We start from the raw sequence: 12632 nt of genomic DNA, 5'->3' as shown, positions 1-12632 counted from the left end.
CATGAAAACTTCCCAAAATAACTGCTCTTTTCTCGCCATGAACTGACAGACATTAATTGTTTGAAAAGATATACTGAGAGACATTCAGAAGGAGTTTGATGCCCATGACGTTGTATTTGGATGTGATTTGGGTACTAAACTATCTGATTGACTATTTACTACTCCTACTCACTGCACTTGTTCTGAAACGTCGTCATTCAAAAATCAGATTTACATTCGGTGCATTTGTTGCGTCCTTGATTGTCTTTCTTATGTTTACTCCAATTGGAGAATGGTTTTACCACCCTGTGACAAAACTCTTGTATTCCGCACTCATTGTATTCGTCGCATTTGGCTATAAACGATTTACGTACTATATCCAGGGGTTACTCATGTTTTATTTTGTCACATTTATGACAGGTGGTGCATTGTTTGCTCTCCACTTCTTTTGGCAATCAGAGCTTCCGATCTCTTCAGAAGGGTTGATTCCTCATGCGTCAATCGGAAGTCCGATAAGCTGGATGTTGGTTGTGTTTGGATTTCCCCTTGTCTGGTATTTTTCAAAGCATCGATTTGAAACCATTGAGGTGAAGTCGTTTAATCTTCATCAGCTAGCTGAGGTTGAAGTGGCCATTGGTGAACATATTTTCCATCTAAAAGGATTAATCGACAGTGGGAATCAATTAAGTGATCCGATTACAAAGGCACCCGTCATGATCATGCAGGCGAATCAGTTAGAAGAGGTTTTTGGACAAGATGTAGTAAGAGCGATTATACAACTAGAGACAGATGGGTCATCAGGTACAAAGCGACATTGGTTGTTCGATCGACTACGAATTGTTCCTTTTCGTGCAGTTGGTCAAGCGAATCCTTACTTACCAGCTATCAAACCAGATCAAGTCACCGTCATTCATCAGAATCAGCGATTTAAAACGTCTCAAGTCTTAATTGGTGTGCAAGCAATTGACCTTTCTCCAGAAGGTGCATATCAAGCCATTCTTCATCCAAAGCAAGTGTTAGGCGCTCCAAGTGAACAATTAGCCTAGTGCTCCATTTTAAAAATCTAAGGAGGTCACAATGATAAAACTCAAGCTTACGCTCGTTTGGTATCGTGTGCTGCAACGGTTGGGCATGAAGGCTGATGAAATCTATTACATAGGGGGAAGTGAAGCATTACCCCCGCCACTTTCAAAAGAAGAGGAAGCAGAATTATTAATGAAGCTTCCAAGTGGTGACGAAGCTGTAAGAGCCGTTTTAATTGAACGCAATTTACGCTTAGTCGTTTATATTGCTCGGAAATTCGAGAATACAGGAATAAATATTGAGGATCTCATTAGTATAGGAACAATAGGTCTAATTAAAGCAGTAAACACGTTTAATCCAGAAAAGAAAATAAAGCTAGCCACCTATGCTTCGCGTTGCATCGAGAATGAAATACTCATGTACCTACGTCGCAACAATAAAACGCGCTCAGAGGTTTCATTTGACGAACCATTAAACATTGATTGGGACGGGAACGAACTTTTACTCTCAGATGTGCTTGGTACAGAAGAAGATATCATTACAAAGGGAATCGAAGAGAAGGTAGATCGTAAGCTATTGAAAAAAGCGCTCCACACGTTAAATGCACGCGAAAAACAGATCATGGAGCTTCGTTTTGGGCTTGCTGGGTTTGAGGAGAAAACGCAGAAAGAAGTAGCCGATATGCTAGGAATTTCTCAATCCTACATCTCGAGACTTGAGAAACGTATCATCAAACGATTGCAAAAAGAATTCAATAAAATGGTCTAATTTGAGTTAGAAAAAATTTCAAATAAATTTAAACTAGGGCGAGTAAGAGTGATCCAATCTTGACCCTGTTTCCCCAAAAGAGTAAGTGCATATTTTTACCTCTCAAGGAGATACTTTACCTAGACATCATCTCCCAAAGCAATGGAGGGTAAGAATTTGACACGACATAAAGTTGAAATTTGCGGTGTAGATACTTCTACACTACCTGTACTTAAGAATAATGAAATGCGAGAGTTGTTTAGACAGCTTCAAGATGGTTATTTACCAGCTCGTGAAGAGTTAGTTAACGGAAACTTAAGACTTGTTCTAAGTGTGATTCAGCGCTTTAACAATCGCGGTGAATTCGTTGATGACTTATTCCAGGTAGGTTGTATCGGACTTATGAAATCAATTGATAACTTTGATCTAGGTCAAAACGTAAAGTTCTCTACCTATGCAGTTCCAATGATTATCGGAGAAATTCGCCGTTATCTTAGAGATAATAATCCGATCCGTGTGTCGCGTTCCTTGCGTGATATCGCTTATAAGGCCTTACAGGTCCGTGATCATTTGATGGCGGAAAAAAAGCGAGAGCATGAACCAACTGTACAAGAAATTGCAAAAGTACTTGATGTACCGAAAGAAGATGTGGTATTCGCACTAGATGCGATTCAAGATCCTGTATCATTATTTGAACCAATCTACAATGATGGAGGAGATCCAATCTTTGTAATGGATCAAATTAGTGATGAACGAAATAAAGATGTAAAATGGGTAGAAGATATCGCCTTAAAAGAAGCAATGATTCGACTAAATGATCGAGAAAAGTTAATTTTAAATATGAGGTTTTTCCAAGGGAAAACGCAAATGGAAGTGGCAGATGAAATTGGGATTTCTCAGGCTCAAGTATCCAGGCTGGAAAAAGCAGCAATTAATCAAATGAACAAATATGTACAAAGTTAGATGTATGGACCCCAGAGAATTAAATTCCTCTCTGGGGTCCTTTTTTTCATGAACGCTTAAAGTCATTCATATATATGAATGAAGGAGTGATCTACTATGATGAAAATTTCGGACTTGCAGGCAAAAGACATTGTAAACCTTGAAACAGGCAAAAGGCTTGGTCATTTAACGGATCTCGACTTAAATCTAGAAACTGGACAGATTGAAGCAATGATTATTAGTAGCTCGGGTAAGATGATGGGCTTCTTTGGGAAGGATGAAGAGGTCATCATCCCTTGGACAAATATTATTAAAATTGGTTCTGATGTTATCTTAGTGAAAACACCAAAACCGTTTGTCTCTGACCCCACTTCGTCATCCTTCGCCCCAAAGCCGTTTATACGAACTGATAAGCGGGAATAAAGTCGTTTATTGACCAGTACACATGTGGTACACTAGACGCATAAAGCTACTCATGTGAAGGATGAAGGGAAGAATTCACATTGAAAACAGAAACAACATTTAAGCAATCGTCACAATCCTTTTTAGAGGCGACTTGTTTGACGCAGCAATATCCAGGGCTCACTGCTGGATTTACAACCCGTAATGGTGGCTATAGTCAAGCACCTTACACTTCATTTAACTTAGGACTCCATGTTTCTGATTCAGATTCAGATGTGATTGCGAATCGACAAAAGCTTGCCGATGAGCTTGCTTATCCGCTCGCTTCATGGGTGGTGGGGGATCAAGTTCATGCGTCTGTTATTAAGAAAGTGACTAAAGAACATCAAGGCTCAGGCACTGAATCCTTACAAACAGCCATTGCTGCTACAGATGGGCTCTATACAACAGAGGCTGACCTTTTATTAACGAGCTTATATGCAGACTGTGTGCCTTTGTTTTTTGTCGCACCAAATCACCAAACGATTGGCCTTGCACACGCGGGATGGAAGGGAACGGTTGGACAAATTGGCCCAGCCATGGTTACTCGTTGGCAAAATGACGAGGGTATAAACCCTCATGACATTCATGTGTTAATCGGCCCGGCTATCAGTGGTGAGGCGTATGAAGTGAATGATGTTGTGGTTGAAGCAGTGAATCAATGTTTACATCAACACGATGAACGTCCATATATCGCCCAAGCAAATGGTCGATTTTTGCTTGATTTAAAAAAGCTTAATAAGCAATTGCTCGTTCGTTCCGGTGTTCCAGAAGAGCAAATCTACGTGTCTTCTATTTGCACAGCAAGTGATGAGAGAATGTTTTCTCACCGAGCGGATAACGGCCAAACGGGTCGAATGATGAGTGTGATTGGACAGCGTATATAGAGGTGAAGGCATGAACATCAAGGAAAATTTAAGAACAATTCAACAGGATATAAAAGAAGCTTGCTCCCGCTCGAATCGCCAGGCTGATGACGTACATGTCATTGCGGTAACCAAGTATGTAAGTGATGAAACAACAAAAAAAGCAATTGAAGCAGGGGTAAAACATATTGGTGAAAACCGTGCGGAAGCCGGTTTAGCTAAGAAGGAAGCTGTTAAAGAACAAGCAACCTGGCACTTTATTGGTTCGCTCCAATCTCGTAAAGTAAAACAAGTGATACATGAATTTGATTATTTTCATTCCCTTGACCGTCTGTCTCTTGCAAAGGAATTTCAAAAGCAAGCAGAAGTTGGTGAAACCATTCATTGTTTTGTACAAGTAAACGTTTCTGGGGAGGATTCAAAAGCAGGTGTTCATCCTGACGAGCTTCTCTCCTTTATGAAACAATTAGAAGCGTTTCCGGCGGTTCACGTTGTGGGACTTATGACGATGGCTCCTTTTACAGATCGTCCAGAGGAAACCAGACCTGTATTTAGCGGGTTACGTAAACTAAGAGATGAAGTGATGTTACTGCAGCTGCCATACGCACCTTGTACGGAGTTATCAATGGGCATGTCAAACGATTATGTTGTAGCAATTGAAGAAGGAGCAACGTTCATTCGAATTGGTACGGCTCTTGTTGGAAATGAAGCAACTTCAAATTAAGTAAGGAGGGGTTAGCTTGAGTTTTAAGTCTAAGTTTAGGGATTATTTCAGTTTGGACGAGCACGTGGAGGAATACGAACAGGTGGTTGAGGACAATACTGGTGAAGATAGTCAACAGACGCGTCAAAGCCAGCAGACTCCATTTCAACAATCTCGCCAAACACAGCAGCAGAAAACACCTCAGGCTGTTGAGAAGCAGCAGAATGTAGTTAGCTTGCAAAGTGCGCAGAAGAGCTCAAAAATGGTTTTAATGGAGCCACGGACTGATGATGAAGCGCAGCAAATTGCTGATCATCTAAAAAACCGTAGAGCCGTTATTATAAATATGCAACGTTTACCTGAGGGTCAAGCTAGACATATGGTACACTTTTTAAGTGGAACGGTGTATGCCATTGGAGGGGATATCCATAAACTCGGACCGAATATCTTCTTGTGTACACCGGATAACGTAGAAATCTCAGGGAACATCTCTGAAATGCAATTAAGAGAGTTTGATCGATAGACAGAATGGAGGACACATCAAAGAATGCTCATATTAATTGACTTTGTTGAAAAAGCGATTACCCTTTATACGCTATTAATTTTTGCGTGGGTTTTAATGTCTTGGTTTCCGAATGCCAGAGAGTCCAGCATCGGACAAATGATTGGACGACTTGTTGAACCATACATTGATATCTTTAGGCAGTTCGTTCCACAAATTGGAATGATTGATTTATCACCGCTTGTTGCGTTACTTGTGATTCGTTTCGCTGGAAATGGATTAATTTATTTGTTAACTAGCTTGCTTCTATGAGTATTTACGATCATTTTAGACCGGAGGAACGACCTTTTATTGACCAGGTTCTAACATGGAAGGAGAACGCAGAGATTCGTCATCAGGACAAAATGACGGATTTTCTTGATCCGCGCCAACAAGACATCGTTCGTTCCTTAATCGGACAGCAAGACGATGTACAGGTTAGAATTTGGGGAGGGGCTGAGGGCTTAGAACGAGCCAGAGTGTATATTCATCCGGTTTATTTACATATGGAACAGTCTGATTGGCCATTGACACTACTTACAGCGACGTATCCAGTAAAGTTTATCCAGCTTACACATAGAGATTTGCTTGGTGCACTCATGAATTCCGGTCTGAAGCGAGAAAAGTTTGGGGATATGACTGTAGAAGATGGACAGATTCAACTGATTGTCGCTCGGGAATCTGCCGATTTCGTTCGTATGAACGTGACGCAAATTGGCAGAGCTTCCGTTGAATTTCAAGAGGATTCGCTCTCCTCTTATCTCGTACCTGATGAGAAATGGATTGAAGCCAGCGGAACGGTTAGTTCTCTTCGCTTAGATGCCATGCTTTCGCAGATCTATCGGATTGCGAGATCAAAAGCATCCGAGGCGATTAGTAAGGGACTCGTTAAAGTGAACTGGAAAAAAACAGAGCAAACCTCTTTCCTGTTAGAGCAGGGGGATCATTTATCTGTTCGTGGTTTAGGTCGCAGTAAGCTTGTTGAAATCGTAGGTACGACAAAAAAAGAAAAAATTCGAGTTCGTTGGGCGAAAAAAGGCTGACAGGCCCAACATACATAAGGTAGAATGTAAGAGGTATACTTATTTTTTGGAACAGGTAGGCATGATCTGCCAAACAAAACGCAAATTGACGGAGGTGGCAATGATATGCCTTTAACCCCATTAGACATTCATAACAAGGAATTTACTCGTGCCTTTCGTGGCTACGATGAAGATGAAGTCAATGAATTTCTAGATCAGGTCATTAAGGATTACGAGGCTGTTCTAAGAGAAAAGAAAGATCTTTTTGAACAGGTGGCAAATTTAGAAGAGAAGCTTGATCACTTCAATAATATTGAAGAGACACTGAACAAATCCATTCTTGTTGCTCAAGAGGCAGCAGAAGAACTTCGCCGTAATGCTCAGAAGGAATCACAATTAATTGTGAAGGAAGCTGAGAAGAATGCCAACCGTATTGTAAACGATGCGTTAACAAAGTCTCGTAAAGTAATGATGGAGATGGAAGAGCTTAAGAAACAAGCCTCTGTCTACAAAATGCGATTTAAAATGTTAATTGAAGCACAGCTTGAAATGCTGCAAACCGATGATTGGGATTCATTTGATGAAGAGCAAACAACGGATGAGCATGTTTTTGAGGAAAAAGTATAACAGAAGTAACGTAGCTTGCGTTTGAATAGCGCTTCGCTTATAATAATGCATACTAAAACTATATGATGTTAAAACAAAGAATGGAACCGTTACATGAAATACCCATCATAAGCGAATCGGGGATGGTGCGAGCCCGAGATGAATTCATGTATGTATCACCCATTCGTTTTGTACCGAACCCAACAGGTAGTAGGCTACAACGTGTTATTCGCGTTACGAATACTAAAGTAGAGATGAATGTCTCTAAATTAGGGTGGTACCACGGGAAAACCTCTCGTCCCTTACTGGGATGAGAGGTTTTTTCTGTTTTTTTAGAAGAAGAAGGAGGATATGAATGGATTACAAAGACACACTACTCATGCCAAAAACGGAATTTCCGATGCGAGGCAATTTGCCAAACCGCGAACCAAAGCAACAGCAAATTTGGGATGATATGAACATTTATGAGAAGGTTCAAAAAAGAGGGGAAGGCAAACCACTTTTTGTTTTACATGATGGACCTCCATACGCGAACGGTGATATTCATATTGGGCACGCGCTAAATAAAATCATCAAAGATTTTATCGTTCGATATAAATCAATGACAGGATTTCAAGCACCGTACGTACCTGGTTGGGATACACACGGGTTACCAATTGAAACAGCTCTTACAAAAAACAAAAAGATTAAACGTAAGGAAATGACGACTGCTGAATTCCGTGCTCTTTGTGAGAAATATGCAAGAGAGCAAGTAGACACGCAGCGTGAGCAATTTATGCGTTTAGGCGTACGTGGTGACTGGTGGAATCCGTACATTACGCTTGATCGTGAATATGAAGCAGAGCAAATCAAAGTGTTTGGTGAAATGGCGAAAAAAGGCCTGATCTATAAAGGCAAAAAACCTGTATACTGGTCTCCAACTTCTGAGTCTGCACTTGCTGAAGCTGAAATTGAATATCATGATAAGCGTTCTGCTTCGATCTACGTTGCGTTTGATGTAAAAGATGGTAAAGACGTTTTAGCTGGGGACGAGAAGTTTGTGATCTGGACCACAACTCCTTGGACGCTTCCGGCTAACCTTGGAATTAGCGTACACCCAGATCTTGAATACAGTGTCGTTCAAACAGGAGATAACAAATATATCGTTGCAAGTGGTTTGCTTGAGACACTTGTAGAAGAACTTGGCTGGGAAAATCATTCAGTTGTGAAAACAGTCAAAGGTTCAGAGCTTGAATATGTAACAGCACAGCATCCGTTTTATGACCGTGAATCATTAGTGATGTGCGGGGAGCATGTAACTGTTGATGCTGGTACTGGTTGTGTACACACGGCACCAGGACACGGGGAAGATGACTTTATTGTTTCTCGTAAATATGGTTTAGACGTTTTATGCCCAGTGGATGACAAAGGGGTCATGACAGACGAAGCTCCTGGTTTTGAAGGACTGTTCTACGACGCTGCTAACAAGCCAATCACTGAGAAGCTTGAAAGTGTTGGAGCCCTTTTAAAACTTACTTTCTTCACGCATTCATATCCACATGATTGGAGAACAAAGAAACCTGTTATTTTCCGTGCAACGGCACAATGGTTTGCTTCCATTGACCAGATCCGTGATGATTTACTTCAAGCGATCAAAGATACAACGTGGATGCCTGCGTGGGGTGAAAACCGCCTTCACAATATGGTTCGTGATCGTGGAGATTGGTGTATCTCTAGACAACGTGTATGGGGTGTTCCGATCCCTGTGCTTTATGCAGAGAATGGTGAAGTGATTTTAACAGATGAAACGATCGCACACATCTCTAAACTGTTTGCAGAGCATGGCTCAAACATCTGGTTTGAATGGGATGCCAAAGATCTTCTTCCGGAAGGATTTACGTCTGAACATAGCCCAAATGGTGAGTTCACAAAAGAAACAGATATCATGGATGTTTGGTTCGATTCAGGTTCTTCTCATCAGGCTGTGTTACATGCAAGAAGTGAACTTGATCGTCCAGCTGACTTATATATGGAAGGTTCTGACCAATATCGTGGTTGGTTTAACTCTTCTTTATCTACAGCCGTTGCTGTTACCGGGAAAGCACCTTACAAAGGCGTGTTAAGCCATGGTTTCACAATGGATGGCGAAGGTCGTAAGATGAGTAAGTCGATTGGAAACACAATTGCACCAATTAAAGTAATGAATCAGCTTGGAGCAGATATCCTTCGTCTTTGGGTATCATCCGTTGATTATCAAGCAGATCACCGTGTTTCTGATAAGATTTTAAAACAAGTGTCTGAAGTGTATCGCAAAATCCGTAACACATTCCGCTTCCTCCTAGGGAACTTACATGACTTTGACCCAGCTTCAAATCGTGTAGTTTACAACGAGATGAGCGAAGTCCACCGTTTTATGGTTGTGAAACTAAATACGTTAATTGATGATGTGAAAAAAGCGTATGAGAACTACCAATTCTCAACCGTTTATAATCTCATCCACAATTTCTGTACAGTTGAGCTAAGTTCGTTCTACATGGATATCTCAAAGGATACCCTGTATATTGAGCATGCTGATCACCCAGAGCGTCGTGCGTTCCAAACGGTCATGTATGATGTACTTGTTACACTTGTGAAGCTATCTGCACCAATCTTGGCGCATACTGCTGACGAAGTCTGGGAGCACATCCCTGGTGTAACAGAGGAAAGCGTACAACTAACGGATATGCCTGATTCAGAAAGCTTTGCAGAAAGCGAAGCTCTTGTTGAAAAATGGACAACATTTATGGCTTTACGTGACGATGTCTTAAAAGCGTTAGAGGAAGCACGAAACGCTAAAGTAATCGGAAAATCATTGCAATCAGCGCTTACACTTTATGCAGATGATACAACACGTGAATGCCTTGAATCTGCTGGAAACCTAGAGAAATTATTCATCGTTTCCAAGGTAACCATCGCTGGAGACTTAGCCGCTGCACCTGAAGAAGCAGCCAGATTCGAGAATTTAGCGGTACTTGTTGAAAAAGCAGAAGGTGAAGTATGTGCCCGCTCTTGGGTTGTTTCACCAGAAGTAGGAAAAGATCCTGAATACCCAGATCTAACACCTTACAACGCTGAGATTGTACGTAAATATTACGCAAAATAAGGTAGTGAGAATCCCCTGTCTGTTGTAGACGGGGGATTTTTTTGTTTGGTGAGGAGGAAATGGAATCGACGAAGAGAGGATGGAATCGACGAAGAGAGGATGGAATCGACGAAGAGAGGATGGAATCGACGAAGAGAAGGAGGAATCGACGAAGAGAGGATGGAATCGACGAAGAGAAGATGGAATCGACGAAGAGAAGATGGAATCGACGAAGAGAAGACGGAATCGACGAAGAGAGAATGGAATCAATTATGAAAAATAGTCTCTGTGTTCACCCTATGCATTTTTCTACCTCTCTTAGTCATGAAAAACGCATTTTATGGTCATTCTAAGAAGACTAATCACTTAGGAGGCTCTGTATGAGGGACTATTCTGCAATCAAAACTCAATTGTTAAGTCAGCAACAACATCTGAAGGAAAGACTTGATGGTCGAACAAATGGTGAAAAGATGGAGGCTCTCTCAGATAACACGGGGGAGCTCTCACAATATGATAACCATCCTGCAGATGCGGGAACAGATCTATATGAGAGGGAAAAGGATATGGCTTTACATGCTCATCTTCGTGAAGAGTATGAAGAGGTGTTACATGCTATTGAAAAAATTGATAAAGGAACGTATGGGAAGTGCGAAGTGACAGGGATTGAAATTCCTTTTGAAAGACTTGAGGCGAATCCTTTAGCCAGAGTGGCGGATACAAAGCTGAATCCGATGATGCCAGGTTATCGACCTGTAGAAGAAGATGTGTTAGGTGGGTTTGATAAGTATAACTATGATCGCTCTGATCAGGAAACGGAATTTGATAGTGAAGACTCGTATCAATCAGTTGAACGATTTAATGAACGTGACATGACCTATGAAGATACTGTCTCAGAAGAGGAAGATGAAAATCGCGGCACTGTTGAACAGTATGAGCAATTTGCAAGCACTGATATGTACGGGTATCAAGGTGTTGAGAGCATTAAGGTTCAGCATAATCAATCGTATGAAGAGTATTCAGATCAATTAGATGAGCAAGAATAAGGAATTGTGGCGATGGGGCGTGTCATCGCCATTTTTTTGTGCTACAATCTTAACGTAGTAAGTTTGTGAAGTGTTATGAGTGGGGGAACACAAGTGCCATATATTCTTGCATTAATTATGATTGCTATCGATCAGTTAACAAAGTGGTTAGTCGTTGTAAACATGGAGCGTGGAGAGTCAATTGAATTAATTCCAGGTGTTGCATACATTACATCTCACCGTAATATGGGAGCTGCTTTTGGAATTTTACAAGGTCAAATGTGGTTTTTCTACATTATTACAGTCATTGTAGTGGTTGGACTCATTTATTACATTCAAAAGGAAGCAAAGGGTCAACCGTCCCTAGGTATTCCTTTAGGCTTAATCCTCGGAGGAGCCATCGGTAACTTTATTGATCGGGTTTTTAGAGGCGAAGTAGTAGACTTTGCAGACACGTATATTTTTGGATATGACTTTGCTATTTTTAACGTGGCAGATTCGGCATTATGTATTGGGGTAGCTCTTCTATTGCTGAAATTTATCCGTGATGAAATGAAAGCAAAAAAGGAGAAGCAAGCATGAATCAATTTGAATTTACAGTAAGTGAAGAACAAGCACAAACGAGAGTAGATAAATTATTAACAGAGTTAATGGATGATGTTTCAAGAAGCCAAATTCAACTTTGGATTAAAGAGGGACATGTTACATTAAATAATGAGTCTGTAAAAAGCAATTATAAGGTTGAAGAAGCTGACCATTTAACTGTAACAATTCCTGAAGCAGTTGAGTTAGAAGCGGTTGCTGAAGATATTCCACTCGATGTTGTATATGAAGACGAGGATGTCATTGTGATTAACAAACCTCGAGGGATGGTTGTACATCCAGCACCTGGACACCCTAATGGCACGCTTGTAAACGCATTGCTACATCATTGTTCGGACTTACCCGGAATTAATGGTGTCATTCGTCCGGGAATTGTGCACCGAATTGATAAGGATACGTCTGGCTTATTAATGGTCGCTAAAAACGACAAGGCCCATGAATCATTAGTGGATCAATTAAAAGCGAAAACAACTAAACGCTTATATCAAACCATCGTGCACGGTGTGATTCCACATGAGCATGGAACAGTAGATGCGCCGATCGGTCGTGACAAGCGAGACCGTCAAAGCATGGCTGTGACTGATGACAACGGTCGCGAGGCTGTCACTCACTTTACGGTAATTGAAACGTTTGAAAAGTATTCATATATCACGTGTCAGCTTGAAACAGGACGCACGCACCAGATTCGTGTTCATATGAAGTATATTGGACATCCTGTTGCAGGTGATCCGAAGTACGGTCCAAAGAAGACACTAGATATTAAAGGACAGGCACTACATGCATCTGTGCTTGGTTTCACTCATCCTCGTACAGGTGAAGAGATGGTATTTGAAGCGCCAATGCCAGAGGATATGAAGGTTCTACTTAAGAAACTACAAGATAGTCGTTGACATGCATCGACAAGTTTGCGATACTATATGTAATCAAATGATCCTTTAAGATCAGTCCAGAGAGGCTGGGAAGGAAAACGGAACGCACAGAATAGTTCGTAGGGTGAACTTTATTCTCTGTGCAAACGAGACCTCTTCCCAGTATCT

At 41.1% G+C, this 12632-nt stretch carries 15 protein-coding genes; all 15 read left to right on the top strand.

What is annotated here, in order from left to right; genetic code table 11:
* The first annotated feature begins 104 nt into the window (after nt 1–104).
* The gene (gene spoIIGA / locus JNO66_RS06235; protein ID WP_203087321.1) at nt 105–1025 is read left to right on the top strand and encodes a sigma-E processing peptidase SpoIIGA; all 921 of its coding nucleotides are present in this window, start codon (nt 105–107) and stop codon (nt 1023–1025) included.
* A gap of 31 nt (nt 1026–1056) precedes the next feature.
* Nucleotides 1057–1770 carry an RNA polymerase sporulation sigma factor SigE gene (gene sigE, locus JNO66_RS06230; protein WP_203087320.1) on the top strand — a complete coding sequence of 238 codons (714 nt, stop codon included), beginning with the start codon at nt 1057–1059 and terminating at the stop codon, nt 1768–1770.
* Nucleotides 1771–1926: 156 nt separating this feature from the next.
* Nucleotides 1927–2712 carry an RNA polymerase sporulation sigma factor SigG gene (sigG, locus tag JNO66_RS06225; protein ID WP_203087319.1) on the top strand — a complete coding sequence of 262 codons (786 nt, stop codon included), beginning with the start codon at nt 1927–1929 and terminating at the stop codon, nt 2710–2712.
* A gap of 96 nt (nt 2713–2808) precedes the next feature.
* The gene (locus JNO66_RS06220) at nt 2809–3114 is read left to right on the top strand and encodes a YlmC/YmxH family sporulation protein (protein WP_203087318.1); all 306 of its coding nucleotides are present in this window, start codon (nt 2809–2811) and stop codon (nt 3112–3114) included.
* A gap of 80 nt (nt 3115–3194) precedes the next feature.
* Entirely contained in the window at nt 3195–4019 is an 825-nt protein-coding gene (pgeF, locus tag JNO66_RS06215; RefSeq protein WP_246483171.1) for a peptidoglycan editing factor PgeF, read from the top strand.
* Between the two features lie 10 nt (nt 4020–4029).
* A complete protein-coding gene (locus JNO66_RS06210; RefSeq protein ID WP_203087317.1) occupies nt 4030–4722 on the top strand; it encodes a YggS family pyridoxal phosphate-dependent enzyme in 693 nt (230 codons plus the stop codon).
* 16 nt (nt 4723–4738) lie between these two features.
* Nucleotides 4739–5224, top strand: coding sequence for a cell division protein SepF (locus JNO66_RS06205; protein WP_203087316.1), 486 nt, complete (start codon nt 4739–4741; stop codon nt 5222–5224).
* A gap of 24 nt (nt 5225–5248) precedes the next feature.
* Nucleotides 5249–5515, top strand: a complete 267-nt coding sequence (locus tag JNO66_RS06200) for a YggT family protein (protein WP_203087315.1) — start codon at nt 5249–5251, stop codon at nt 5513–5515.
* Nucleotides 5512–6285 carry a YlmH family RNA-binding protein gene (locus JNO66_RS06195; RefSeq protein ID WP_203087314.1) on the top strand — a complete coding sequence of 258 codons (774 nt, stop codon included), beginning with the start codon at nt 5512–5514 and terminating at the stop codon, nt 6283–6285. Before JNO66_RS06200 ends, JNO66_RS06195 begins: the two co-directional genes overlap by 4 nt.
* A gap of 105 nt (nt 6286–6390) precedes the next feature.
* Nucleotides 6391–6891, top strand: coding sequence for a DivIVA domain-containing protein (locus JNO66_RS06190; RefSeq protein ID WP_203087313.1), 501 nt, complete (start codon nt 6391–6393; stop codon nt 6889–6891).
* A gap of 334 nt (nt 6892–7225) precedes the next feature.
* A complete protein-coding gene (gene ileS / locus JNO66_RS06185; RefSeq protein ID WP_203087312.1) occupies nt 7226–9991 on the top strand; it encodes an isoleucine--tRNA ligase in 2766 nt (921 codons plus the stop codon).
* A gap of 79 nt (nt 9992–10070) precedes the next feature.
* The gene (locus JNO66_RS06180) at nt 10071–10253 is read left to right on the top strand and encodes a hypothetical protein (RefSeq protein ID WP_210340781.1); all 183 of its coding nucleotides are present in this window, start codon (nt 10071–10073) and stop codon (nt 10251–10253) included.
* A gap of 97 nt (nt 10254–10350) precedes the next feature.
* The gene (locus JNO66_RS06175; RefSeq protein WP_203087310.1) at nt 10351–11013 is read left to right on the top strand and encodes a TraR/DksA C4-type zinc finger protein; all 663 of its coding nucleotides are present in this window, start codon (nt 10351–10353) and stop codon (nt 11011–11013) included.
* Nucleotides 11014–11106: 93 nt separating this feature from the next.
* Nucleotides 11107–11574, top strand: a complete 468-nt coding sequence (lspA, locus tag JNO66_RS06170) for a signal peptidase II (protein ID WP_273753172.1) — start codon at nt 11107–11109, stop codon at nt 11572–11574.
* A complete protein-coding gene (locus JNO66_RS06165) occupies nt 11571–12485 on the top strand; it encodes an RluA family pseudouridine synthase (protein ID WP_203087308.1) in 915 nt (304 codons plus the stop codon). The genes lspA and JNO66_RS06165 overlap by 4 nt, the downstream gene beginning before the upstream one ends.
* Nucleotides 12486–12632 lie beyond the last annotated feature (147 nt).

The organism is Alkalicoccobacillus gibsonii (assembly GCF_016798245.1).
In the GTDB taxonomy this organism is placed as follows: Bacteria; Bacillota; Bacilli; order Bacillales; family Bacillaceae_D; genus Alkalicoccobacillus; species Alkalicoccobacillus gibsonii.
The sequence above is the reverse complement of the archived record's forward strand: the minus strand, read 5'-3'. Positions and strand labels throughout refer to the sequence as shown.

Excerpts from the sequence above, each read along its gene's own strand:
- spoIIGA (WP_203087321.1), top strand. The coding sequence starts at position 105 with ATGACGTTGTATTTGGATGTGATTTGGGTACTAAACTATCTGATTGAC.
- sigE (WP_203087320.1), top strand. The coding sequence starts at position 1,057 with ATGATAAAACTCAAGCTTACGCTCGTTTGGTATCGTGTGCTGCAACGG.
- JNO66_RS06220 (WP_203087318.1), top strand. The coding sequence starts at position 2,809 with ATGATGAAAATTTCGGACTTGCAGGCAAAAGACATTGTAAACCTTGAA.
- JNO66_RS06210 (WP_203087317.1), top strand. The coding sequence starts at position 4,030 with ATGAACATCAAGGAAAATTTAAGAACAATTCAACAGGATATAAAAGAA.
- JNO66_RS06200 (WP_203087315.1), top strand. The coding sequence starts at position 5,249 with ATGCTCATATTAATTGACTTTGTTGAAAAAGCGATTACCCTTTATACG.
- JNO66_RS06195 (WP_203087314.1), top strand. The coding sequence starts at position 5,512 with ATGAGTATTTACGATCATTTTAGACCGGAGGAACGACCTTTTATTGAC.
- JNO66_RS06190 (WP_203087313.1), top strand. The coding sequence starts at position 6,391 with ATGCCTTTAACCCCATTAGACATTCATAACAAGGAATTTACTCGTGCC.
- ileS (WP_203087312.1), top strand. The coding sequence starts at position 7,226 with ATGGATTACAAAGACACACTACTCATGCCAAAAACGGAATTTCCGATG.
- JNO66_RS06180 (WP_210340781.1), top strand. The coding sequence starts at position 10,071 with ATGGAATCGACGAAGAGAGGATGGAATCGACGAAGAGAGGATGGAATC.
- JNO66_RS06175 (WP_203087310.1), top strand. The coding sequence starts at position 10,351 with ATGAGGGACTATTCTGCAATCAAAACTCAATTGTTAAGTCAGCAACAA.
- JNO66_RS06165 (WP_203087308.1), top strand. The coding sequence starts at position 11,571 with ATGAATCAATTTGAATTTACAGTAAGTGAAGAACAAGCACAAACGAGA.